Consider the following 22,740-nt stretch of genomic DNA (forward strand, 5'->3'; position numbering starts at 1 on the left):
AGCGCGTGGGAGAGCACATGGGGCGCCCCTTCACGGTGTGGTGAGCCCGAGCAGGCGGGCGGCGTTCTCCTTGAGGATCTTCGGCCTGACCTCGTCCTTGATCGCCAGCTTGCCGAAGTCGGCGAGCCAGCGGTCGGGGGTGAGGACGGGGAAGTCGGAACCGAAGAGGACCTTCTCCTTGAGCAGCGTATTGGCGTACTGCACGAGCTGCGGCGGGAAGTACTTGGGCGACCAGCCGGACAGGTCGATGTGCACCCCCGGTTTGTGCGTGGCAACGGCGAGCGCCTCGTCCTGCCAGGGGAAGGACGGATGCGCGAGGATGATCTTCAGGTGCGGGAAGTCGGCGGCCACGTCGTCCACGTGCAGCGGGTTGGAGTACTTCAGGCGGATGCCGCCTCCGCCGGGGACGCCGGCGCCGATGCCGGTCTGCCCGGTGTGGAACAGGGCGATCGTCCCCGTCTCCTCGATGACCTCGTACAAGGCGTAGGCCACCGCACGGTCGTTGGGGAAGAAGCCCTGGATGCTGGGGTGGAACTTGAAGCCCTTCACCCCGTACTCCTCGACCAGGCGGCGGGCCCGGCGCACACCCGCCCTGCCGCGGAAGGGGTCGATGGAGGCGAAGGGGATCAGCACGTCCGCGTTGGCGGCGGCGGCCTCGGCGACCTCCTCGTTGGGGACCGGCTCGGTGCCGGTGGCGGACTCGGCGTCCACCGTGAAGATCACGGCGGCCATGTTCCGCTCGCGGTAGTACGCGGCCGTCTCCTCCAGGGTCGGCTTCCGCTTGCCCTCGACCTTGAAGTAGGCGGCGGAGGCGTCGTGCAGGTCGTCGTCCAGGGACACGTGCCCCTTCGACGACACCTCGGCGTGCGTGTGGACGTCGATCGCGGCCAGTTCCTCGACGTTCATCATGCCTCCGGGACCCTGGGCGCGGGGATGCCGACGGTCTCGGGTTCGGCGCCGACCGACGTGTGCCAGGCGTCGGCCAGCGCCTCGGGGCGCCAGCCGCCGTCGGCGTAGGCGGCCCTGATCTCCCGGGGGTGGGACCAGAGCGTGACCCGGTCGCCGCCGATGCCGATGCACTGGCCGGTCACGTCACGGGCCGTCCCGGAGGCGAGGAAGGGGACGAGGGCGGCGCAGTCCTCGGGGGTGCCGAAGCCTTCCCCCTTGCGCAGGAAGCCGGGCAGCGCTTCGCCGTTCCTCATGGCCTCGATGTACGGGGCGAAGGCGGGGACGGTCTCCGTCATCGCCGTGGCCGCGACGGGCACGATCGCGTTGACGGTGATGCCGGCGCGAGCCAGTTCCATGGACCAGGTGCGGGCCATGGCGGCGATGCCGGCCTTGGCCGCGGCGTAGTTGGTCTGGCCGAAGTTGCCGCGCTGCCCGGCCGGGGATCCGACCAGGATCAGGGTGCCGCCCCCGCCCTGTTCGCGCATGCGGACGGCGGCGGCCCGGGCGCAGGTGAAGGTGCCCTTGAGGTGGGTGGTGAGCACCGCGTCGAAGTCGTCGTCGGTCATCTTCCACAGCACCTTGTCGCGCAGGATGCCGGCGTTGGTGACGAGGATGTCGAGCCGGCCGAACTCGGTGACCGCACGGTTCACCAGCCGGTCGGCGGCCTCGGCCGTACCGACCGCGACGGCCTCGGCGACGGCGGTTCCGCCCGCTTCGGTGATCGACTTCACGGCCTGCACGGCCACGCTCTCGTCGATGTCGTTGACGACCACGGAGGCGCCGTGGGCGGCCAGAGCCCGCGCGTAGGCCAGGCCCAGGCCCCGGCCGCTGCCGGTGACGACGGCGGCCTTGCCGCTCAGATCGATCAGGTGCACAAGCGAGTCCCTTCACGGAGTGGTGCGGAGCGTGGAGACGCAGCGACTGCGCAATCGAAGCTAAGAGCAATGATTGTTGACGTCAATAGTTGTTCCCACTCGGCAAGGTGCGCGAGACTGCTCCCGTACGCCGCACACCCCGGACCCCGGAGCCCGCCATCACCCGCAAGCCGCACACCGAGAAATCCGCCGGCACCCCGATCGACGCGCACGAACCGTGGATGCGCGAACTGCACGCGGACACGGGCTATCTGCTCTACCGCCTCGGCCTGCGCTCGGGGCAGCTGTTCAACGCCTCCCTCCAGGAGTCGGGGCTGCGCCTGCGCCACTACGCGCTGCTGCGCTTCCTGGCCACCTGCGAGGGGGCCCTCCAGCGGGAGCTGAGCACCCGGCTCGGCTACGACCCCAGCGCGATCGTCGGGCTGGTCGACGACCTGGAGAAGCTGCACCTGGCCGAGCGCCGCCCGTCCCCCGAGGACCGGCGCAGCCGGTTCGTGGTGCTCACCGGGGAGGGCCGTGCCTTTCTCCGCGACAGCGACGAGGCGAGCAGGCGCGTGACGGGCGGTCTGCTGGCCCCGCTCACCACGGACGAGCGGGAGACGCTGCACGGCCTGCTGCTGCGCCTGGCCGAGGATCGACTCGAATAATGTTGTGCAAATTATTGACGAGCATGTGATTGCTGCCTAGGTTCCTCGGGCATCCGGCCCCAGCCTCAGGAGCTCACCGTGCAGCCGTCCCCCTCCTCTTCCCCGGCCCGCCAGAACCCCGAAGACCAGCGGCAGTTGCGCCGCGTGGCCCTGTCAAGCATGCTCGGCACCGCCATCGAGTTCTACGACTTCCTCGTGTACGGAACGGTCGCCGCGCTGGTCTTCGGCAGCCTGTTCTTCCCCGGCGCCGACCCCGCGGTCGGCACGATCGCGGCCTTCGGCACCTTCGCCGCGGGCTATGTGGCCCGTCCGCTCGGCGGCATCCTCTTCGGCCACTTCGGCGACCGGATAGGCCGCAAGTCGATGATGCTGCTGACCATGACCCTGATGGGCGTCGCCAGCTTCCTCATCGGCGTCCTGCCCACCTATGACGCGATCGGCGTGTGGGCGCCCATCCTGCTGGTCTCCCTGCGCGTGGTGCAGGGTCTCGCCATCGGCGGGGAGTGGGGCGGCGCGACCCTGATGGTCGTCGAGCACGCCGAGCGGACCCAGAGCTCCCGGCGCGGCCTCTGGTCCAGCGCCACCCAGCTCGGGGCCCCGCTCGGCTCGGTCCTCTCGGCGGGCGTGGTCACGCTGGTCGCCGCGCTGCCGGACGACGACTTCCGCTCATGGGGCTGGCGGGTGCCGTTCCTGCTCAGCATCGCACTGCTGGCCGTCGGCCTGTTCGTCCGCCTGAAGGTCGCCGAGAGCCCGCTGTTCGCCCGGACCAAGAGGGAGCCCGCCGCACGGCCGCCGGTCGTGGAGGTGCTCCGCCGCCCCGCTCCGGTGCTGCGCGCGGCGGGCATCGGCATCGGCGCCTTCACGGCGCAGTCGCTGCTGACCAGCTTCATGATCTCCTACGCCGTCGGCCAGGGCTACAGCCGCCCGCAGGTCCTCACCGGCGTCGTCCTCGCCTCGTGCACGGCCCTGCTCGTGCTGCCGGCCGCATCCGCCCTGTCCGACCGGATCGGCCGCCGTCCTGTCGTGCTGGCCGGAGCCGTCGCCTCCGCCGCGCTGGCGTTCCCGGTCCTCGCCCTGGTGAACTCCGGCTCCCCCGGCCTGCTGATTCTCGCCCTCGTTCTCGGCCACGGGATAGCCCAGTCCCTGATGTACGCACCCCTCGGCGCCCTGCTCAGCGAGATGTTCGGCACCCGCGTCCGCTACACCGGCGCCTCCCTCGGCTACCAGGGCGCGACGCTGATCGGCGCGGGCTTCTCCCCGCTCATCGCCAGCAGCCTGCTCGCCTCGTCCGGCGGCGACAGCACTCCGGTCTCCCTGCTGCTGTGCGGCGGTGCGGCGATCACCGCGCTCACCGTGTGGCGGACGCGCGAGACACGGACGAACACCCTCGACGAGACCCCCGCCCCCGCCGCCCCCGCCCCCAGCCCGGAGGGAACCCCGCGCTGAGCACCCGGGCACGCGGCGCGGCCGGGGCACCCGGGCCCGCGGTGTGCGCGCCGCGCGGCATGGAACCCGGCGACACCGGGCAGCTTATCGGCAATGGAACCCATTGCCGATACAGCGCCGACGCCGCCGAGGAGGTGCCGGCCGCCGTTCCCCGGCACGGCATGTCCCGTACCGGCAACCGGCACCGCCGCACCGGGGGAAGGCGGCCGTCCCGCACCCCGCACCGGTTCCGGTCCCCGGCTCCCGGCCGCCCATCACCCTCCGGCGGGGTGGCGGCACCCGGGCTCCCGGCGCGGTCGAGCCCGGCGGGCAAGCCAGGGCTTAAAGGGAGATGTCCCCGGACATGATGATTCCCGTACGGTTGTCCGCGCGGCCGACAGCCGTACGAGGTGCCGTCCGGTCTCCGGCGACGCCACCGGCCAGGGGGAGGGGTTTGTCGTGCGCGTGCCCTTGTATCTGCGACCACGACTGGAGCCACCGCTCAGCTCGCTGCTGGCGGACGCCCCTTTTCTGCACTCCCTCGCCGACGCCCTCGGCTCCCCGCTCAACCTGCTGCTCCCCGACCGGATCGCCGAGAACGCCGACCGTTTCCGCGGCGTCTACCGGGAGCACCGGCTCACCGGCCGGGTGTACTTCGCGCACAAGGCGAACCGGTCCGCTTCGCTGGTCCGCCGGCTGGCCGCGGCCGACCCGGCGGCGGTGGGCGTCGACGTCGCCTCCCTCGGCGAGCTGCAACACGCCCTCGCCTGCGGCGTCACCCCGGACCGGATCATGGCCACCGGCCCGAAGGACCCGGAGTTCCTGTGGCTGGCCGCCCGCACCGGCGCCACCGTGAACCTCGACTCGCCCACCGAACTCGGCCAACTGGCCGATTTAGTACGGAAGTACGCCCTGCCCCGGGTCGACGTCCTGCCGCGGCTGTCGGCGTTCGAGACGGCCACCGGGCCCGGTGTGTCCGGGGTGAAGGCGCTCTCCCGCCGCAGCCGCTTCGGTTCACCGCTGCGGGAGGCGGGCGCGCTCCTCGACGCGGCCGAACGGCACCGGGACGCGGTCCGGCTGACCGGTGTCGCCTACCACCTCGACACCACCGGTCTGGCGGAGAAGGCCGCCGCCCTGGAGCAGAGCGTCGCCGTCCTGGACGAGTGCCGGGCCCGCGGCCTGGATCCGCGCGTCATCGACATCGGCGGCGGCTTCGGGGTCGGCTACGTCGCGGAAGCCGGCCAGTGGGAGCGGTACACCAGCGAGCTCGCCAACGCGGTACTGGGCACCCGCCCCGCCCTGACCTGGCGCGGCCACGGCTACGGCCTGCGCAACGAGGGCGGCACGCTCCGCGGGGCGCTCGCGCTCTATCCGGCCCACCGTCCCACCGCCGGGCCCGGATACCTCGACGAGCTGCTCTCCCACCCCTCCCCCGCCTCGGGCCGCCCGCTCGCCACCCTCCTCCTGGAACATCTCTACGACCTCGTCTGCGAACCCGGCCGCGCGCTCGCCGACCAGTGCGGGCTGTCGCTGGCACGGGTGACCGACGTCCGCCGCGCCGGCCACGACTCCGAGGACCTTCTGGTGCGCCTCGGCATGAACGCCGGGGACATGAGCCTGGAGGAGCACGGCGTCCTCGTCGACCCGGTCCTCGTCCCCCGGACACCCCTGCCGGAGCAGGCGGAGGACGACGGACCCGCGGAGGTCTACCTGGCCGGAAACCTCTGCCTGGAGGCCGATCTGATCACCCGCCGGAAGGTGTTCCTGCCGAGGCGGCCACGCGCCGGCGACCTGCTGGCGTTCGCCAACACGGCGGGCTACGCGATGGACTTCCGCGCCCACCGGGCCCAGCGGCAGCCGGTCGCCCGCACCGTCGCCGTCACCCGGGAGGGGGCCTCCTGGCGCTGGTGCCCGGACGAGGACTACTGGCCGATCACGGGAACGGGGGGACCGACGTCATGAGGTACGACAGCATCACCGAGGCCATCGGCAACACACCACTGGTGCGCATCGACCCGGCGGTGCACGGCCTGCGCCACACCGACCTCTACGCCAAGCTGGAGATGCTCAACCCCTTCGGCTCGGTCAAGGACCGGGCCGCCTGGAACATGGCACGGCCCGGTCTCGCCGATGCCGCGGAGCGCGGGGCGACAGTGGTGGAGCTGTCGAGCGGCAACACCGCGAAGGCCCTGGCCCTGCTCGCGGGGATGCACGGACTGCGGTTCAAGAGCGTCACCAACCGGATGCGGGTGCCGGAGATCAAGGAGTTGCTCCTCCTCCTGGGCGCGGAGATCGAGGAGCTGCCGGGGCAGAGCGAGTGCCTCGACCCGACCGACACCGAGGACCCGCTGACCCGCTTCCACCAGGCGCTCGCCGGACCGGGCAACGCCCATCTCCACACCGACCAGTACTTCAACCAGCGCAACACCGAGGCGCACGCCTCGGGCACCGGCCCGGAGATCGTCAAGGACCTGGACGGGCGGGCCCCCGACTGGTTCATCGCCTGTGTGGGCACCGCGGGTTCCTCCACCGGGGTGGCCCGGGTCCTGCGCGAACACGACCCCGAGGTGCGGGTCCTCGGGCTGGTCGCCCACAAGTCGGACTTCATCCCGGGTATCCGCACGATCGACGAGGTCCAGCAGGTGGGGCTCTTCGACCCGGCGACGTATGACGCCATCGAGCCGGTGACGGCCGACGAGGCCATCGACGGCATGCTGACCCTGATCCGCCGCTGCGGCCTGCTGGCCGGGCCCACCGGCGGAGCCGCCTACCACGGCGCGGTGCGCCGTCTCCGCGCTCTCGACGAGCCGTCGGGCGGGCGCCGGACCGCGGTCTTCATCGTCTGCGACCGGGCCGAGAGCTATCTCGGCTACGTGCGGCAGCGCCGCCCCGAGCTCTTCGGCCGGCCGCCCCGGAAGAACTCGGCCGCGGCCCTGACCGAGGCCGAGATCCGGGCCGAGGCCCGGACCGTCACGACCGGCGACGCCCGGCGGTGGATCGCCGGAGAGGATCCGCGGCCGCTGGTGATCGACCTGCGCGGTCCGCGGGCGTACGCCGCGCTGCACATCGAGGGGTCCGTCAACATCCCGGACGAGCTGTTCGACGAACTCGTCCGGGGCGGCCTGCCGTTCGGCACCCGCCAGCCGGTCCTGCTGGCCTGCCCGGTCGGCGAGAAGTCCGCCCGCTACGCCGCGCTGCTGCGCCGCATGGGCCATCCGGACGCGCGCAGCCTGTCCGGGGGCATCGTCGCGTGGCGGGACGCCGGCGCCCCGCTGGTCCGGGACTGACGCCCATGCCCGACGGACTGACGCCCATGCCCGGCGGGCGGACGGACGGCATGCCGGGGGACTCGACGGCGGACACCCTGGAGGAACTGAGCGGCTGGCAGCGGGAGCTGAGGGAGCAGTTCCCCATCATCACCGGCCACCCGGACCTGGTCTATCTCGACAGCGCGGCCACCTCGCAGAAGCCGCGGGCCGTCCTCGGTGCCGTGTCGGAGTACCTGACGACCTCCAACGCCAACGCCGGGCGGGGTGCCTACCCGTGGGCCAACCGGACGACGGCGATGGTCGAGCGGGCCCGGCGGCGGGTCGGGGAGTTCCTCGGCGACACCGGCCGGGAGGGCTCGGGCGTCCACTTCACCAGTGGCACCACGGAGGGGCTGCGGAGCGTCGCCCGCGACTGGCTCACCGGCCTGCTGGCCGACGGCGACGAGATCCTCGTCCCCTTCGCCGACCACCGGGCGAACCTGGACCCCTGGCTGGAGGCCCAGCGGCTGCTGCGGCGGCAGGGCGTCACCGTGCGTCTGCGCGGCCTGCCGTACCAGGAGGTGTCCGGCGACTACGACCACCGGGCGCTGGCCGCGGCGGCCGGACCGCGGACCCGCTTCGCCGCCGTCACGCACGTCCACCACGTCTACGGCGGTGACATGGACGTCCGCCGCGTCCGGGAGGCGGTCGGACCGGAGGTGCCGATCTGCCTGGACGCCGCCCAGAGCATCGGCCATCTGCCCGTCTCCGTGCGGGAGCTCGACGTCGACTTCGTGGTCTTCTCCGGGCACAAGGCGCTGGCCCTGCCCGGTACCGGAGCCGTCTGGGCCCGCGACACCCGCGGCCCGGAGTTCCGGCCCGGCGGCTGGCAGGGCACCCCCAACACCGCGGGCATCGCCGCTCTGACGGCCGCCCTCGACTGGCTGGACGCGGCGGGCACGGACCGGATCGCCCGCTGGACCACCGCCCTGACGGCCCGGCTCACCGACCGGCTCCGCCGCCTGTCCCCCTACGAGATCCTGGGCTGCCAGGCCAGTCTGCCGGCCGGCTCCGCCGTGCGGCGGCGCCACGGCATCGTCACCTTCCGGCACCGCGACATCCCCTCCGACGACCTCGGTTTCATCCTGTTCAGCCACGGGTTCATGGTGCGGGCGGACAGCCTGTGCCAGGCGGGGGCCGGGGACCGCGAGGGCGCGGTACGGGTCAGCCTGCACGTGTACAACACGGCGGAGGAGGTCGACCGCCTGCTGACGCTGCTGGAGACACTGCATTGACATCCTCCCCGCCCTGAAGAAGGGCGGGGATTCCTGGCTCACGTTGGCCGGGAACCAGCGGTCCGCCAGCTCTTACACGATCAGCACCAGCCGGGTTGAGACCAGCCCGGACCAGCATCACGCGTGCGGAGTTCTTGTCCCTGGGGGACACGACTCCGCACGCGGCGCAGGTGTAGGTACGTTCCGAAAGAGGTAGTGCGTGCTTGGCTCTCGCTCCGCACGACGCGCAGTCCATCGTGGTGTGCGCGGGGTGCACGAGGCGGATGTCCCGCACGTGCTTGCGGCCCATCTCGATCAGGGCCGTCTTCGTGGCGCCGATCGCCGCGTCGGCGGCTTTGCGGGCCACGGTGGTCTTCGCGAGGAACTTCGGCCGGAAGTCCTCGACGGCGATGGCGTCGTGGTCGGTCACCACGCGTTTGGCCCACTTGCGGGCGGTGTCCTGCCGCTGCCGGGCGGCCTTCTTGTGCACCTTCGCGGTCTGCCGCTGGGCCTGCCTGTAGCCCTTGGAGGCTGCCTGTCCCCTGGCGGGGCGGCGGCGGGCCATCATCCGCTGGTAGCGGGCGAGGCGCTGCGCCGCGCGCTTGCCGTGCTCGGCGTGGGGGAGGTCGTGTGTGTCGCTCGTGGTGGTGGCGGTCCCCTTGACGCCCCAGTCCACGCCGAGGACCCGTCCCGTAGCGGGGAGCGGCTGCGCCTGAGTGGCGACCACGAACGACACGTACCAGTGTCCCAGGCTGTCCTGGTACACGCGCACCGAGGATGGGGCGGCGGGGAGGTCGCGGGACCACACCGCGGTCAGGACGATACCGCCCGCGATGTGGAGGCGGCCGTCCTTGAGCCGGAAGCCGCGCCGGGTGTAGTTCAGGGTGGGCAGCGCGTCACGCTTGCGCTTGATGCGGGGCATCCCGGCGCGCTGCCGTACCGGCAGCTTCGCCTTGATGTCCTTCATGGCCTTGGCGCGGGCCTTGGCGAAGTCGCGGATGGTCTGCTGCTGCGGCACCGAGGCGCCCCCGCGCAGCCAGGCCATCGTGCTGCGGGCCTCGGTCAGCATCTTGTCGAGCTGGGCCGGGCCGCACGTCGTCTTCTCGGCCGTCCCCTGGTTCGCGGTGTGGACCTTGCGGGACATGGCCACGCACTCGTTCCACACCCACCGGCAGCGCGCCCACTCGGCCATCAGGCCCGTGCGGGCGGTCGACGACACACGAAGCCGGTAGGTATACCGGGCTTGCCCCGCATCCTCCGCAACCTTCTGTTGTGTCACCATGGTGTCACCCTAGCACCAGGAAGCCATCCAAACTCCACTAGCCTGGTGTCATGGATGAAGAGAAGCGCATCACGCTCCGTCTGCCCGCCGACCTGCACGAATGGCTGGTCGCTCAGGCCAAGTCCGCCCGCAGGTCCCTCAATTCCGAGATCGTCTACCGACTGGAGGCAGAGCGCGACGCCGCCGTGGCCGACGCCGAATCACCCTGACGGCGGTTCGGCTTTCCTCGCCCCGCTCCGCAGGAGTCCGATTCTCCCCCGCAAGCGGGAGATACCCCACCCGGCCTGAAGGCCGGGGCACCCCCGAAGGAACCGCGAATGGAAACCGTTTCCATCTGTGGATTACCGTAGGCCCCGCACGGTGAGAGACGGAAGGGGCGGCACGGACCTATGGGCGTGAGCATGGAGACTGCCAGGCTGTGGGTGGAGCGCTGGGAGCACCAGCAGGAGCACTACGCCACCGACCGGGAAGAGCGGTTCACCGTGATCGCCGACGTCGTGGAGCACGTGACCGCCGGCCGCTCCCGGCCGTACCTCCTCGACCTGGGCTGCGGACCGGGCTCCCTCGCCGCCAGGCTCGCCGCGCGGCTGCCCCACGCGGAGATCGTCGCCGTCGACATGGACCCCGTCCTGCTAGAGCTCGGCCGGGTCCACCACGCGAACACCGCACGCTACGTGGACGCCGTGATCGGGGACGACGGATGGACCGGCGCTCTCGGCCTCGACCGCCCGCTCGACGCGGCCGTGTCCACCACGGCCCTGCACTACCTCCCCGAACCGGAACTCCTGCGCACCTACCGTCAGCTCGCCGCGCTGCTGCGTCCGGGCGGCGCCCTGGTCAACGGCGACCACCTCCCCCCGGCGGACTCCCGCTGTGCCGCCCTCACCGCACACGTGGGCCGCCGCCGGGCCGAACGCCGGCACACTTGCCACCACGAGGACTGGACGTCCTGGTGGACCGCGGCCGCGCGGGAACCCGAACTGGCCGACCTGTTCAGCCGCCGTGAGCAGCGCCGCCCGGCCCTCGGCGGCAACGGCAACGGCCTGACCCCGGCCCGCCACACGGAGCTGCTGCGGCAGGCGGGTTTCCGCCGTGTCACGCCCGTCTGGCAGTTCGGCGACAGCCACGTCCTCACGGCGCTCCGGGACTGAACGCACCGGGCGCCCGCCGAGCGGCCGTGGCCGCGGGCCGGGGCGCGGAAGGGGGCCGCGGAACGGGTCAGTCCGCGAAGCGCCGGACGTACCGCCGCTGCCAGGGGGTCTCCACGGCGTGCCGGTCGTAGGCACGGCGTACGAACTCCACGGCGCGGTCGGCCGGTACGCCGTCCAGGACGGCGAGGCAGGCCAGCGCCGTGCCCGTACGGCCCCGGCCGCCGCCGCAGGCGATCTCGACGCGCTCGCCCGCCTCTCCCGCGCGCGTCCACGCCGCGCGGAGGACGGCCCGCGCCTCCGCCCGGTCGGCGGGCAGCCGGAAGTCCGGCCAGCGCAACCACTGCGCTTCCCAGGGGACTTCGGGGGGACGACGGTCCAGCAGATACACGCCGTACGTGGGCTCCGGGCCGACCGGAAGCGGCCGCCGCAGCCCCCGGCCCCGGACCGCGCGCCCGGAGGGGAGCCGCAGCACGCCGGCGTCCGTGGGCTGCCATGTCTCCGTCACTCGCCCACCGTATCCGCGACCGGCGCCTCGCGGGTGCGGAAGGAGGCGGTCCCCCGGCACGGTGACCGCCTCCTCCACGGCGTGCGGCCGTGCCGGCCGCACCGCGCTAGCCGTTCACCGAGGCGGAGAAGGACTGCACACCCAGTCCGGCACCACCGCTCCACGGTTCGAAGCCTGCCTGGATGCTGGTCATGTACCAGTTGTTGCCGGCCATGCCGCGGTTGACGGTCTCCTTGACGAAGTCCATCACGTCGAAGCTCCAGCTGGGGAGCGCGGATGGTGACACGAAGGAGATGACGTCGTTGCCGCCGTTGTTGCCGGTCCACACCTCCCAGCTCCGCCCGCCGACGTTCGCCGTGCCGGTCTGCGAGCCGATGGGCTGGATCGGGCCCACCCGGTTGAACCAGATCATGATCTCCGTCCGGTTGACGCCGGTCCGCTTGGGCTCCGGGTCGAGCCAGATGTCGTAGGACGCGTTGTAGACCGCGTCGGAGGTGAACTGGTACGAGATACTGCTCGGCGCGCTGCTGATGGAGCCGATCTGCATCGGCAGCCGGGTGCCCGGTGAGCAGTTGGCGTAGTGACAGCCGGTGTAGATCGACGGGTAGGACTTGGGCGCGCCGTCGGTCGAGACGCTGCCGTCGGCCTGGGTGATCCGGAAGCCGTTGCCGGTGACGTCGATGCACTGGGTGGCGCTGGTGCCCCAGCGGTTGTTCTGCACGACGTACTGGCCCTGGACGGTCGAGGTCCCGTACTGGTCGCAGATCACCGGGTCCGCCGCGGCCGACGGTGCCGTGACCGCCAAGCCGGCCAGCGACCCGAGAGCCACCAGGAGTGCCGTTGCGGCGGAGCGTATGCGGAGTTTCATGAGATCCCTTCAGCGGTTGCGGATGGAGGGGGTGGAGCGTGGGAGCGCTCCCATTCACTTGCGCCGGAGCGGACTGTATGACTCCGGCGGGAGACTGGCAAGAGATGCCACCATGTGTGGCCCCACGCGTTCCCGCGCCGCGCGGCCGACCGCTCCGGCCGTCCGGAGCCCCGCGCCTCCGGCCCGAGGGCGCTCCCCACACGCGGGCCGGCTGCGCGTCACCCGCCGCAACTGCGGCAACCGCGGCCCGTACAACGGCCGCCACGACCACAACGGCCCGCAAGGGCCCACGAAGGCAAGGAGGCCCGCATGACCGGAGAGACCGGTGGCGAGACCCGGCGGGACGGGATCCGGCTCGTCCACACCGCCCATCTGGACGCCGCTTCCCGGCAGGCCGCACGGGCCCTGCTCGACGTGGTCTTCGAGGGGGACATGGCCGACGACGACTGGGAGCACGCCCTCGGCGGCTGGCACGCCCTGGTCTGGGAGAACGCCGAACTGATCGGACACGCCTCCCTCGTCCAGCGACGGCTGCTCCACGGCGGCCGGGCGCTGCGCGCCGGGTACGTCGAGGGAGTGGGCGTCCGCCCGGACCGGCAGGGCCGCGGCCACGGTTCGGCCATGATGACGGCGCTGGAGGGCGTGCTCCGCGGCGCCTACGAACTCGGCGCCCTTGGCTCGACCGACGAAGGCGAGCGGTTCTACGCGAGCCGGGGCTGGCAGCGCTGGCTGGGCCCACTTTCCGCGCTCACCCCGGACGGGGTCGTCCGCACCGGGGAGGAGGACGGCTGTGTCCGCGTGTTCCCGCTCTCGGCCCCGCTGGACCTCTCCGGGGAACTCGTCTGCGACTGGCGCGACGGGGACGTCTGGTGAGCGGCCGCCGGCCGGCGCACCGGGCGGGGTAAGAGACGGGGGCGCGGAGCCGTGGAACCGGCTCCGCGCCCGTCACCCCGCCGGGCGCGACCGGCGCGCACGGCCGTGCCCAGCGGGGAGTTGCTGCTGTGCCAGATGGATCGGAAAGGCCCGTTCCGGTCAGTCGCGACGGCCGGGCGGGCCGGTGCCGTCCGGGGTGATCAGCCCTCAGTCGTCACCCGGCTCGCACCGCTTCCAGGCCATCTGGTAGGTGGTGTCGACGGAGCCGTCGGTGGAGTCCATCGTCATCAGACTGGTGGTCTCCTTGGTGTTGGACGTCCCGGCGTTGACCCGCAGCTCCGTGTTGATGTTGAAGTTGCGGATCTCACCACACGGGGCCCAGACCAGCGCGGGCAGCTCGGTGGTGTGCGTGACCTGCCAGTTGTCGTCGAACGGCCCGACGAACTGCTCCTGGCGCGCGTCCGTGTTGGACGCCCCCTGGAAGTAGTACGACGCCTTCTGCAGCGCGTTCGCGCCGTCCTCGAGGTACGCGTAGCCGCGGTAGTCCACCTTGGCGATGGCGTACGTGAAGCCCTGGGGGACCTTCATCGCCAGGTTCAGCTGGCAGTTCTTTCTGAAGTCGGTCGGCTTGGCACCGACACCGACCTGGGCGAGGTATTCGCTGTAGGTCACGGTGAAGGCCGTGTTGTCCTCGGAGACGGCGACGGCGGCCGTCCCCGCCGGGCAACCCGAGCCATTGACGGTCGCAACCGTGATGATCATCTTGTCGGTCGGCACATCCGTGAAATACGGCGGCGTCGCGATCGGGCCCGGAATGAATGAGGTGGCGAACAACGCTGTTGCCGCGCCGGCCGCTGCGAGTACACCGGACATGGTTCTCCAATCGGTCTGCTGTGGACCGCGCCGGGATACAGGGATGCCCCGGCGCCGTTTGCTGTATGGAACCCGCCGAACCCTTTGCCGGCTCCGCCACCGGATTTCCCGACCCCGGTACTCGGAATGCGCTCGGGAAAGTCCTGTGTCTTGGGTCCGGAAAAGGACTCGGAATAGAAGACCCCGTGTTCTCGTGTCGCATGGCCCGTCCCCTCCGCGAACCAAGGGCATTCCGAGGGGGTGGGATGGTCCCCGCGCACCGACGGCAGCCGCCGTGGCGCGCGGGGATTTCAACCCGGGCCGTTCGAGTTCCGCAACCGTGCGGCACATGAGTTCCGCAGGTCCGGAGTGGGGGGTGCTGGTATCCGGTCACCAGTCCTCTGGTCTGGATCACCGGTTGTGCGTCCCGCGGTGTCCGTTCTCCCGCTCGTGAACCACGCCCCGTGGTCCACGGCCGGCTCCCGGGCCGTGAACCCCGGCGAGTGCCCGGGACGCCACCGCGCGGGGTGCGCGCGGAGCCCGTCAGCTACCGCATTCCTTCCAGGCCATGTGGTAGACCGTGCTGACCGCGGCGTCCGTGGAGTCCATGGTCATGAAGCTGGTCGTGCTCTTGGTGTCCGAGTCGCCACCGTCGACCCGCAGTTCGGTGTTGATGTTGAAGTTGCGCTTCACACCGCAGGGGGCCCAGACCAGCTCGCCGTACTCCTTGCTGACCGACGCCTGCCAGTTGTTGTCGAACGGGCCCTTGAACGTGCGCGAGGTCGTGCCCGTGTCGGAGGAGCCCTGGTGGTAGTACGACGCCTTCTGCAGGCCGGTGGCACCGTCCTCCAGGTAGCCGTAGCCGCGGTAGTCGACCTTCGCGATCGCGTAGGTGAAGCCCTGGGGCACGTACACGTCCAGGTTGAGCTGGCAGTTCTTTCTGAAGTCGGTCGGCGAGGCGCCGACGCCGACCTGAGCGAGATAGTCGCTGTAGGTCACGGTGAAGGCCGTGTTGTCCGGGGAGACGGCGACGGCGGCCGTCCCGGCCGGGCAGCCCGAGCCGTTCACGGTGTTGACGGAGAGCTGGATCTTCTCCGGCGGGACGGTCTCCTCCTGAGCGGAGACGGTGGAAGCGGTGAGCGTGGAAGCGAGTAACGCTGCGGCAGCCCCACTTGCCAGAAGTACACCGGACATGATTCTCCAATCGATCGTCGTGGACCATGACGGAAGGGGGACGATCCCGAATCCGCCCACACTGAACGAGGCCCGGAGAGTCGCGGCGGAACGCCGGCGTGTCAGAGCCTCATCCGGGCAGCGCGCCGGCCCCGGGCAGCGACGCGACACGGCGCGTCACGGATCAGGGTGGGAAAGCTGGCGCTGCTGTCCGAACTCCCGGAGGTCCTCTGCGAGACAGGGGCACGACGATACGGATCGGAACTCCGCGGCGGCCCGCCGGCGCATTCCGCCGGCCCGGCTGCCTCGACGCGACGGGGTGCCTTCAGCCCGGTTACGGATTCCACCGGTGCATTCGGCGCACCGCCAGGGGGCGCTGAGTTCCAAAACGTACGGCCTGCCGGATCGGGAGGCCAGGTGATGTCTTCAACCATTCGGTGCCATTACCTGGCCTCCTGCTGACCCGTGGGGGGGCAGGGGTGGGAGCGCTCCCACAATAGGAGGTCCCCAGGGCCATGACAAGGGTGCGCGTCTCACCCGGGAAACAAGGCCGAAACAAAGCGATCCGGGCCCGGCGCTGAACTCCGGGGCCCGGCCGGATCGTCCGGTGAGGAGACCACGGCGTACCGGAATATGGCCACGCGGCTCACCGAAAGCCCCTTCCGGCATCCTTTCGGCCGGAAACCGGTCAGTGAGTTCGCGCCACGGCCCGGAATCGGCGGCCGGGCCATTCGTTTCATTCTGGATTAATGCAGTGGCCACCGAATCCGCTGAGCGAGGCGGGAAGCGCGGGCTGCCCCGCACTCACAGGTCGTTGAACGGCCCGGCGTAGGTGAACGGCCCGCGCAGTGCGGGGTCGTGGGCGGTGAGGGCGCGGGCCTGGAAGTGCTCGGCCCACGCGGGGACGGGCGGGACGATGCCGTACTCGGCGGCCGGCCGGAAACCGAAGCGCGGGTAGTACCCGGTGTGGCCGAGCAGCACGACGAGCGGCTCGCCGAGCGCGTCGGCGGCACCCAGCACGGCATGCATCAGGGCGGATCCCACGCTCCGCCGCTGCAGGGCCGGCAGCACACCGAGCGGCCCGAGCCCGAGGGCGGGAGCCGCTCCGACGCGGCCGCGGGTGCACACGACGTGTCCGGCCACCTCTCCCCCGGGGCCCACCGCCACCAGCGACAGCTCGGGGATCCAGGCCCCGTCCGCCCGCAACGCGTCCACCAGGCCCACCTCGGCGGGCAGTTGGCCGGGCGCCGTGTCCGGCCCGGCGAAGGCGGCGCGGTGGACGGCACGAATGCCCTCAAGGTCTGCGGGTGTCTCGCGCCGGATCAGCATGTCCCGATCCTCTCCGGCGGCTGCCGGGCCCGGCAACGCATTTCCGCGCGGCCCGGCGTGCGCGGGGCTTGCCGCCCGGCCGTCGCCGGTGTGACGGTGGAACGGCGGCACCGTGCGGCACGGAGCCGCGGCCATCGGCGAGGGCCGTCCGGGGACTTGCCGAACCGACGACTGCGGAGCGGACATGAGCGACAGCACGGACACGGCCAGGGTGGAGCTGACCGGGCCGGCGGCGGACCTGCTGCGCCGCCTGCGCGAGGCTCACGGGCCGCTGATGTTCCACCAGTCGGGCGGGTGCTGCGACGGCAGCGCGCCGATGTGCTATCCGGCCGGAGAGTTCAGGACGGGCGGATCCGATGTGCTGCTGGCGGAGCTGGCGGTCGAGGGGGTGCCGGAGCGGGTTCCGTTCTGGATGTCGGCCAGTCAGTACGAGCGGTGGAGCCACACCCGGCTGATCGTGGACGTGGTGGAGGGCCGGGGCAGCGGGTTCTCGCTGGAAGCCCCCGAGGGCGTCCGGTTCCTCATCCGGTCCCGGCTGCTGGCGGCGGAGGTCTGAGGAGCCGGGCGGGACGGACGCGGCCCTGGGGATGCGGGGGGACGATACACCTTCCGGGGCGCGGGGCCCGGACCGGGGCCGTGAGGCACCGCCCGGACCGCCCGCCGCCCGGCCCTCTGACCGACCTGCGCCTTCCTGCTTGACCTGCGCCTTCCTGCTTGACCTGCGCCTTTTCGGGTTATCCACAGGCCCTGACGGATGTCCTCTCCTCGCGCTACGGTCGTCACCAAAAGTGATGGAGCGGATGCGCAACGGGAGGGCGGCGGCATGGTGGCGGAAGCGCATGTTCGGGGCCGGAGGGTGCCACGGAGCCGGGGAGCGGCGGCGTGCGGGCCCGGAGCGGCGCCCCCTTGGGAGGGGCGGACGGGCGCGCGGCGGGCCCGGTGGTCAGGGGCGGATGCCGCTGACGAGTTGCGCGGTGGCCGAGATCCCGTTGTACACGGAGGGGGCCACGCCGGTGCCCGCGATGAGGAATCCGACCACGGCGCACAGGATCGCGTGCGAGGTCTTGAGGGATCCGCTGCGCAGGAAGATCAGCGTGATGATCAGGAGCAGCAGGAGCACGGAGATGGATACGACCATCGAGGACAACCTCCTCGGCCGGCCACCCGCAGGTACGGCCGGGACGCGGTACGGAGCGGCTCTGGGGCGTCAGTGTGGCCCATGGCGCGCTCCGCACCGGCTGTCCGTCCGTCCGCCGATCGGGTGCTGACCGAGAGTTATCGCCGCTGTCCTCCGTGGCGGTCGAGGAACGCCTCCAGACCGGCCAGGTCATCGGTGTTGATGTGGTCCGCTCCCGCGGTGAGGAGTTCCGACCAGACGGCGTCGCGCGCCGGGCCCGGCGTGTCGGGCGTGGCCCAGAAGCGCACCCGCCGGCCTTCGCCGTGAGCGGCGGTGACGATCTCGTGGAGTCTTCCGCGCTCGGCGGCGGGCATCGGTCCCACACCGCGCCAGCCGAAGCTCTGGGTCCAGTTGCTGCTGATCAGCGGGGCGAGCGAGGCCGGGGAGCCGCCCCCGAGGTCGTCGAGACGGCCGTCGTAGAAGGCGTACCGGAGACGCTGTGCCTCCAGGGGCCCACGGGCCGCGCGGTCACCGGAGATCACGGCGGTGACCGCGCCGGGGCGGACCCGGCCGTCCACCGCCACGCTCATCATCCGCCGGTAGCGCCGCAGCCGGCGGTGGAGTTCGAGATAGCTCGCCTCGCCGGTGTTCTTGAGATCGACGAGGAGTTGCAGGGGCTGGTGGTGGCCGGGATACACCGCGCCGTGGTGGGCGCGCACCCGGCGCATCAGCGGGTCGAGGTAGAGCGTCTCCAGGGTGCGTTCGGGGGTGAGGTCCTCCGCGTCGTGCCCCACGAGGAGTTGTCCGTCGATGAGCCAGATGTCGGCCTCGACGCTGGTGAACCGGTGGTCGAGGGCGTCGAGAAAGGGGGCGGGGATGTTCGTAGTCGTTGTGTGCGTGCGCCCGGCGCAGGGGCGCGGGGCCCAGGCGGGCCGGGACCGGTGCGGCCGCAGCCCGTGCGGCGGCCGGTGCGGCGGCGGTGCCGGCGAGGGCTGCGGCGAAGGACGTGAGGAGCGTGCGGCGGGTGGGGTGTACGAGGGCCATGGAGCCTCCCGGGCGGACGGCGCGGCGAACAACCGGCCGCGTGGCGGCCGCGGTACGCGGTGCTCACGGGCCGGGGTCGGGTATCGGGTGGACCGTGCCCGAGTATCGCCGCTCCGGCGGCTGCCGGTCATCGCAACGGGCTTGTCGGCACCGAGAGTTGATGTGCCGTTTGCCCGGTGGTGGCCCTGGGGCGGAGCGCGGGCGGCGGACGGGGACGCCGCCGTACGGGGTGCGGCGGCGGGGGGAGGGCCCTCCCCCCGCCGGGGCCCTCCGCGCCGTGCCCGGCTCCGTCCGCTGTCAGTGGGACGGGGCGGGGAGGTCCACCAGTCCGGCGAGGGCCTCCCGGTGCCGTCCCGCGGTGCCGAGCGCCGTGGCGTCCGCCTTGGCCCGCTTGAGGTAGAGGTGAGCGGGGTGTTCCCAGGTCATGCCGATGCCGCCGTGCAGCTGGACGCACTCCTCCGCGGCGCGGACGGCCGTCCGCGAGCAGTGGGCCTGGGCGACGGCGACGGCCACGGGCAGGTCGGGGGAGCCGGTGGCGAGGGCGTCGGCCGCGTTGCGGGCCGCGGCACGGGCCGAGACGATGTCGAGCCAGAGCGCGGCGAGCCGGTGCTTGAGCGCCTGGAAGGAGCCGACGGGCCGGTTGAACTGGTGCCGCTCCCGGGTGTGCCGGACCGTCTCGGTGAGGCACCATTCGGCGATGCCGAGCTGTTCCGAGGCGAGCAGTCCGGCTCCGGCGGACAGCGCGCGGCGGATGGCGGCCTCGGCCCGGTCCGGGCCGGCGACGGGCCGGGCGGGGGCGTTGTCGAAGGCGGCGTCGGCGAGGGGGCGGGTGAGGTCGAGCGGCACCAGCGGGGTGATGGTGACGCCCGGTGCCGCCGCCTCGACGGCGTAGAGCCCGAGCCCCCCGGGCCCTTCGGCGGGGACGAGCAGCGTCCCGGCCTCGGCGGCGTCGGCGACGCCGCGCACGGTGCCGGTGAGCGCCGCGCCGTCACCGGCCCGGACGGTCGCGGCGGGCCGCGAGCCGGGGGCGGTGGACCAGGGCAGCGCCAGGGCGGCGGTGGACCGGCCGTCCGCGAGCCCGGCCAGCAGCGCCGCGGTCTCCGTACCCTCCTCCGGTCCGGTGGAGAGCAGGGCCTCGACGGCGATGACGGCACTGGTGAGATAGGGGGACGGGGCCGCGGCGCGGCCGAGTTCCTCCAGGACGACGGCCGCCTCGCGGGCGGAGGCGCCCTGACCGCCGAGGCTCTCCGGCACGAGCAGTCCGGCGGCGCCCATGCCGGCGCCGAGCGCCGTCCACAGGTCCGGGTCGTACGGCCGGCCGGTCTCGATCCGGGCGAGGACGGCGGCCGGTCCGCAGCGGTCGGTGAGCAGGGACCGTACGGCGGAGCGCAGGTCCTCCTCCGCCTCGGAGTACAGCAGGTCCGGCACGGGCTGCTCCGCGGGGGCGGTGGTGCGGGCGTGGCCGGTGGTGGCGGCGCTCATCGGGCGAGTTCCTTCCAGGGGACGTCCTTGTCGGTGCGCGGTTCGCCGGGCAGGCCGAGGACGCGTTCGGCGACGATGTTGAGCAGGACCTCGGAGGTGCCGCCCTCGATGGAGTTGCCCTTGGCGCGCAGATAGCGGTAGCCGGCGTCGCGTCCGGTGAAGTCGACGTGCTGCGGGCGGACCATCGTCCAGTCCTGGTAGGTGAGTCCCTCGTCGGCGAGGAGTTCGACCTCCAGGCCGCTGATCTCCTGGGCGAGCCGGGCGAAGCCGAGTTTCATGGCCACGCCCTCGGGTCCGGGCTGGCCCGTGGCGAGCTGCTGCCCGAGGCGGATGGCGGCGAGGCGGGCCGCCTCGGCCTCGACCCACAGGCCGAGCAGTCGCTGGTGCAGGTCGTGGGTGCGCAGTTCGGGCCGTTCCCGCCAGGTGGCGGCGGCCTTGCCGATCATGCCGCCCTCACGCGGGACGCGTCCGCCGCCGATGGCGACGCGCTCGTTGTTGAGCGTGGTCTGGGCGACCTTCCAGCCGTCGCCGATCTCCCCCAGCCGGTGGCTGTCGGGGATGCGCACCCCGGTGAGGAAGACCTCGTTGAACTCGGCCTCGCCGGTGATCTGGCGCAGCGGGCGCACCTCCACACCCGGGTCGGTCATGTCGCAGAGGAAGTAGGTGATGCCGCGGTGTTTGGGCTGGTCCGGGTCGGTGCGGGCAATGAGGATGGCCCAGCGGGCGACGTGGGCGCTGGAGGTCCACACCTTCTGGCCGTCGACCACCCAGTCGCCGGTGCCGTCCTCGCGTACGGCGCGGGTGGCGAGGGCCGCGAGGTCGGAGCCGGCGCCGGGCTCGCTGAAGAGCTGGCACCACACCTCCTCGCCGGTCCACAGCGGCCGCAGGAAGCGCTTCTTCTGTTCCTCGGTGCCGTAGCGCAGGATGGTCGGCGCGGCCATGCCGAGGCCGATGCCGATCCGGCGGGGGTCGTTGTCGGGGGCGCCGGCCGCCTCCAGTTCGGTGTCGACGACCCGCTGCAGGGAGCGCGGAGCGCCGAGGCCGCCGAGCCCTTCGGGGAAGTGCACCCAGGCGAGTCCGGCGTCGAAGCGGGCCCGGAGGAACTCCTCGCGGGGTGTGGTTGCGGGGTCGTGGGCGTCGAGCAGGTCCCGGACGCGGCGGCGCAGCCCGTCGGCGTCCGGTGCCGGCTGCGGTGCGGCGGCGTTGCGCTGCATGTCGCGGCTCCTTGCGGTCAGTTGGGGGTGATGACGACGCGGCCGGTGGTCAGGCCGTCGGCCACGCGCTGGACGGCCGCGGCGGCGCCGTCGAGCGGTACGCGCTCGCTGACCAGGGGTTTGATGGCGCCCCGGGCGGCGAGTCCGGTGAGTTCCTCGTGGCAGGCGCGGACGGCGGCCGGGTCCTTGGTGTTGTACAGCCCCCAGTGCAGGCCGAGGATCGAGTAGTTCTTGACCAGGGCGTGGTTGAGGCCGGGGGCGGGGACGGTGCCGCCGGCGAAGCCGACGACGATCACCCGCCCCTCGAAGGCGATGCATTTGACGGACTTGGCGTAGGCGTCGCCGCCCACCGGGTCGTAGACCACGTCGGCGCCCCGGCCGCCGGTGGCCTCCTTGACGGTGGCGACGATGTCGTCGGTGTGCCGGTCGATGACGAGGTCGCAGCCCAGTTCGCGGGCCACGGCGGCCTTCTCCGCTCCGCCGGTGACGCCGATGACGGTGGCTCCCGCGGCTTTGCCGAGCTGGACCGCGGCGCTGCCGACCCCGCCCGCGGCGGCGTGCACGAGCAGGGTCTCCCCGGGCTGGAGCCGGGCCCGGCGGTGGAGGCCGAACCAGCCGGTCTGGTACCCGATGTGCAGGGCGGCGGCCTCCGCGTCGTCGAGTGCCTCCGGTGCGGGCAGCACGCCGGCGGAGTCGGCGACGGTGAGCTCGGCGAATCCGCCGCCGGGCAGCGGCGGCTGGGCGAGGACGCGGGCGCCGGGCCGGGCCCCGGTGGCGTCACCGGCGGCGACGACCTCGGCGCAGACCTCGACGCCGGGGGTGAAGGGCAGCGGTGGCCGGACCTGGTACTGGCCGCGGCAGAGCAGCGCGTCGGGGAAGTTGACGTTGGCGGCGCGGACCCGCAGCAGCAGCTGCCCCGGGCCGGGCACGGGGTCGGGCACCTCGTCGAGGCGCATCACCTCACGCGGTTCGCCGTTCTCGTGTACGCGCCATGCCTTCATCCGGTGGCCTCCGTGAACCGTTCCGTACAGCGTCGACAAGTGACAGGGGGACTGAGGGGGGCGGAAGCTGCGCACCGCCCGCCAGCGGCATACTAAGCGGTCGCTCTGCTCCGGGAACAGAGGCGGGGCGAGATCCCTGCCACCATCCGCGGTCCGCCCCCGCCCGCGGACGCCCGCCCCGCCGGACCACCGGACCGCACGCACCCCGCCCCGAACCGGCACGGCCGCCGTGGCGACAAGACGGGCAACACCGGCCAACACCCCCGACAGCGGGCCGCGTTGGGCCACCTCTTCGGAGAAAAAGTGGTCTAGACCTTGACTGGTGTAGACCAGTGCGATTGAGTGCCTGACCAACCCCCCATCGGCCGGCCCGGCGGGCCGCCCGGCCGCGGCGCGCCCCTGCCCGCGGCCCGGGGCGCGGACCCGTGCCGG

20 protein-coding genes and 2 pseudogenes are annotated in these 22,740 nt (G+C 72.5%); 9 read left to right on the forward strand and 13 right to left on the reverse strand.

What is annotated here, in order from left to right:
- Positions 1-30 precede the first annotated feature (30 nt).
- Both SXIN_RS02700 and SXIN_RS02705 read right to left on the reverse strand, forming a co-directional pair.
- Complete coding sequence (locus SXIN_RS02700; protein ID WP_019708045.1) at positions 31-906, reverse strand: amidohydrolase family protein; 876 nt, start codon at positions 904-906, stop codon at positions 31-33.
- The gene (locus tag SXIN_RS02705) at positions 906-1,823 is read right to left on the reverse strand and encodes an SDR family NAD(P)-dependent oxidoreductase (protein WP_019708044.1); all 918 of its coding nucleotides are present in this window, start codon (positions 1,821-1,823) and stop codon (positions 906-908) included. The genes SXIN_RS02700 and SXIN_RS02705 overlap by 1 nt, the downstream gene beginning before the upstream one ends.
- A gap of 221 nt (positions 1,824-2,044) precedes the next feature.
- Here SXIN_RS02705 and SXIN_RS02710 point away from each other — a divergent pair, with 221 nt between their 5' ends.
- From SXIN_RS02710 to SXIN_RS02730, 5 genes are all read left to right on the forward strand, one after another.
- Positions 2,045-2,470 (forward strand): MarR family winged helix-turn-helix transcriptional regulator, encoded by a 426-nt coding sequence (locus SXIN_RS02710; RefSeq protein ID WP_050930730.1) that lies wholly within the window; start codon positions 2,045-2,047, stop codon positions 2,468-2,470.
- Positions 2,471-2,548: 78 nt separating this feature from the next.
- Positions 2,549-3,916, forward strand: a complete 1,368-nt coding sequence (locus SXIN_RS02715; RefSeq protein WP_019708042.1) for an MFS transporter — start codon at positions 2,549-2,551, stop codon at positions 3,914-3,916.
- Positions 3,917-4,354: 438 nt separating this feature from the next.
- Entirely contained in the window at positions 4,355-5,857 is a 1,503-nt protein-coding gene (locus SXIN_RS02720; RefSeq protein ID WP_019708041.1) for a Y4yA family PLP-dependent enzyme, read from the forward strand.
- Positions 5,854-7,182: a pyridoxal-phosphate dependent enzyme gene (locus tag SXIN_RS02725; protein WP_019708040.1), complete on the forward strand. Its 1,329-nt coding sequence runs from the start codon at positions 5,854-5,856 to the stop codon at positions 7,180-7,182. Before SXIN_RS02720 ends, SXIN_RS02725 begins: the two co-directional genes overlap by 4 nt.
- Before the next feature lie 50 nt (positions 7,183-7,232).
- On the forward strand, positions 7,233-8,438 hold the full coding sequence (locus tag SXIN_RS02730) for an aminotransferase class V-fold PLP-dependent enzyme (protein ID WP_039820755.1): 1,206 nt from the start codon (positions 7,233-7,235) through the stop codon (positions 8,436-8,438).
- Here the strand turns inward: SXIN_RS02730 and SXIN_RS02735 are convergent.
- Positions 8,368-9,699, reverse strand: coding sequence for an RNA-guided endonuclease InsQ/TnpB family protein (locus SXIN_RS02735; protein WP_238153652.1), 1,332 nt, complete (start codon positions 9,697-9,699; stop codon positions 8,368-8,370). The two genes, SXIN_RS02730 and SXIN_RS02735, sit on opposite strands and share 71 nt — an antisense overlap.
- 50 nt (positions 9,700-9,749) lie before the next feature.
- On the opposite strand from SXIN_RS02735, the gene SXIN_RS02740 reads away from it, so the two are divergent.
- Positions 9,750-9,908, forward strand: a complete 159-nt coding sequence (locus SXIN_RS02740; RefSeq protein ID WP_019708035.1) for an Arc family DNA-binding protein — start codon at positions 9,750-9,752, stop codon at positions 9,906-9,908.
- A gap of 180 nt (positions 9,909-10,088) precedes the next feature.
- Positions 10,089-10,850, forward strand: a complete 762-nt coding sequence (locus tag SXIN_RS02745) for a class I SAM-dependent methyltransferase (protein WP_019708034.1) — start codon at positions 10,089-10,091, stop codon at positions 10,848-10,850.
- 67 nt (positions 10,851-10,917) lie between these two features.
- Here SXIN_RS02745 and SXIN_RS02750 read toward each other — a convergent pair whose 3' ends face one another.
- Positions 10,918-11,355, reverse strand: a complete 438-nt coding sequence (locus SXIN_RS02750; protein WP_095756530.1) for a protein-tyrosine phosphatase family protein — start codon at positions 11,353-11,355, stop codon at positions 10,918-10,920.
- A 112-nt stretch (positions 11,356-11,467) separates the two neighbouring features.
- Positions 11,468-12,223 (reverse strand): annotated as a pseudogene (locus SXIN_RS02755) (GH12 family glycosyl hydrolase domain-containing protein); the annotation flags it as partial.
- Positions 12,224-12,532: 309 nt separating this feature from the next.
- Here SXIN_RS02755 and SXIN_RS02760 point away from each other — a divergent pair.
- Entirely contained in the window at positions 12,533-13,096 is a 564-nt protein-coding gene (locus tag SXIN_RS02760) for a GNAT family N-acetyltransferase (protein ID WP_019708032.1), read from the forward strand.
- A gap of 207 nt (positions 13,097-13,303) precedes the next feature.
- On the opposite strand, the gene SXIN_RS02765 is transcribed toward SXIN_RS02760, so the two are convergent.
- From SXIN_RS02765 to SXIN_RS02775, 3 genes are all read right to left on the reverse strand, one after another.
- Entirely contained in the window at positions 13,304-13,969 is a 666-nt protein-coding gene (locus SXIN_RS02765; RefSeq protein WP_039820746.1) for a DUF4360 domain-containing protein, read from the reverse strand.
- A 522-nt stretch (positions 13,970-14,491) separates the two neighbouring features.
- Entirely contained in the window at positions 14,492-15,142 is a 651-nt protein-coding gene (locus SXIN_RS02770; RefSeq protein ID WP_019708030.1) for a DUF4360 domain-containing protein, read from the reverse strand.
- A 783-nt stretch (positions 15,143-15,925) separates the two neighbouring features.
- Positions 15,926-16,450, reverse strand: coding sequence for a GNAT family N-acetyltransferase (locus SXIN_RS02775; RefSeq protein ID WP_019708029.1), 525 nt, complete (start codon positions 16,448-16,450; stop codon positions 15,926-15,928).
- A gap of 184 nt (positions 16,451-16,634) precedes the next feature.
- On the opposite strand from SXIN_RS02775, the gene SXIN_RS02780 reads away from it, so the two are divergent.
- Positions 16,635-17,006 carry a DUF779 domain-containing protein gene (locus SXIN_RS02780; RefSeq protein WP_019708028.1) on the forward strand — a complete coding sequence of 124 codons (372 nt, stop codon included), beginning with the start codon at positions 16,635-16,637 and terminating at the stop codon, positions 17,004-17,006.
- A gap of 387 nt (positions 17,007-17,393) precedes the next feature.
- On the opposite strand, the gene SXIN_RS02785 is transcribed toward SXIN_RS02780, so the two are convergent.
- The 5 genes and pseudogenes from SXIN_RS02785 to SXIN_RS02805 form a co-directional block, all read right to left on the reverse strand.
- The gene (locus tag SXIN_RS02785) at positions 17,394-17,588 is read right to left on the reverse strand and encodes a hypothetical protein (RefSeq protein WP_019708027.1); all 195 of its coding nucleotides are present in this window, start codon (positions 17,586-17,588) and stop codon (positions 17,394-17,396) included.
- A gap of 137 nt (positions 17,589-17,725) precedes the next feature.
- Positions 17,726-18,611, reverse strand: a pseudogene (locus tag SXIN_RS02790) (phosphatidylinositol-specific phospholipase C/glycerophosphodiester phosphodiesterase family protein).
- 297 nt (positions 18,612-18,908) lie between these two features.
- Positions 18,909-20,093 (reverse strand): acyl-CoA dehydrogenase family protein, encoded by a 1,185-nt coding sequence (locus tag SXIN_RS02795; RefSeq protein WP_095756531.1) that lies wholly within the window; start codon positions 20,091-20,093, stop codon positions 18,909-18,911.
- Positions 20,090-21,307 (reverse strand): acyl-CoA dehydrogenase family protein, encoded by a 1,218-nt coding sequence (locus SXIN_RS02800; RefSeq protein ID WP_019708025.1) that lies wholly within the window; start codon positions 21,305-21,307, stop codon positions 20,090-20,092. The genes SXIN_RS02795 and SXIN_RS02800 overlap by 4 nt, the downstream gene beginning before the upstream one ends.
- A 17-nt stretch (positions 21,308-21,324) precedes the next feature.
- Positions 21,325-22,308: an NADPH:quinone oxidoreductase family protein gene (locus SXIN_RS02805; protein ID WP_095756532.1), complete on the reverse strand. Its 984-nt coding sequence runs from the start codon at positions 22,306-22,308 to the stop codon at positions 21,325-21,327.
- Between the last annotated feature and the right edge of the window lie 432 nt (positions 22,309-22,740).

The sequence above is a fragment of the Streptomyces xinghaiensis S187 genome (genome assembly GCF_000220705.2).
GTDB classification, from domain to species: Bacteria; Actinomycetota; Actinomycetes; order Streptomycetales; family Streptomycetaceae; genus Streptomyces; species Streptomyces xinghaiensis.

Excerpts from the sequence above, each read along its gene's own strand:
- SXIN_RS02700 (WP_019708045.1), bottom strand. The coding sequence starts at position 906 with ATGAACGTCGAGGAACTGGCCGCGATCGACGTCCACACGCACGCCGAG.
- SXIN_RS02710 (WP_050930730.1), top strand. The coding sequence starts at position 2,045 with ATGCGCGAACTGCACGCGGACACGGGCTATCTGCTCTACCGCCTCGGC.
- SXIN_RS02725 (WP_019708040.1), top strand. The coding sequence starts at position 5,854 with ATGAGGTACGACAGCATCACCGAGGCCATCGGCAACACACCACTGGTG.
- SXIN_RS02730 (WP_039820755.1), top strand. The coding sequence starts at position 7,233 with ATGCCGGGGGACTCGACGGCGGACACCCTGGAGGAACTGAGCGGCTGG.
- SXIN_RS02735 (WP_238153652.1), bottom strand. The coding sequence starts at position 9,699 with ATGGTGACACAACAGAAGGTTGCGGAGGATGCGGGGCAAGCCCGGTAT.
- SXIN_RS02740 (WP_019708035.1), top strand. The coding sequence starts at position 9,750 with ATGGATGAAGAGAAGCGCATCACGCTCCGTCTGCCCGCCGACCTGCAC.
- SXIN_RS02745 (WP_019708034.1), top strand. The coding sequence starts at position 10,089 with ATGGGCGTGAGCATGGAGACTGCCAGGCTGTGGGTGGAGCGCTGGGAG.
- SXIN_RS02760 (WP_019708032.1), top strand. The coding sequence starts at position 12,533 with ATGACCGGAGAGACCGGTGGCGAGACCCGGCGGGACGGGATCCGGCTC.
- SXIN_RS02765 (WP_039820746.1), bottom strand. The coding sequence starts at position 13,969 with ATGTCCGGTGTACTCGCAGCGGCCGGCGCGGCAACAGCGTTGTTCGCC.
- SXIN_RS02770 (WP_019708030.1), bottom strand. The coding sequence starts at position 15,142 with ATGTCCGGTGTACTTCTGGCAAGTGGGGCTGCCGCAGCGTTACTCGCT.
- SXIN_RS02775 (WP_019708029.1), bottom strand. The coding sequence starts at position 16,450 with ATGCTGATCCGGCGCGAGACACCCGCAGACCTTGAGGGCATTCGTGCC.
- SXIN_RS02780 (WP_019708028.1), top strand. The coding sequence starts at position 16,635 with ATGAGCGACAGCACGGACACGGCCAGGGTGGAGCTGACCGGGCCGGCG.
- SXIN_RS02785 (WP_019708027.1), bottom strand. The coding sequence starts at position 17,588 with ATGGTCGTATCCATCTCCGTGCTCCTGCTGCTCCTGATCATCACGCTG.
- SXIN_RS02795 (WP_095756531.1), bottom strand. The coding sequence starts at position 20,093 with ATGAGCGCCGCCACCACCGGCCACGCCCGCACCACCGCCCCCGCGGAG.
- SXIN_RS02800 (WP_019708025.1), bottom strand. The coding sequence starts at position 21,307 with ATGCAGCGCAACGCCGCCGCACCGCAGCCGGCACCGGACGCCGACGGG.
- SXIN_RS02805 (WP_095756532.1), bottom strand. The coding sequence starts at position 22,308 with ATGAAGGCATGGCGCGTACACGAGAACGGCGAACCGCGTGAGGTGATG.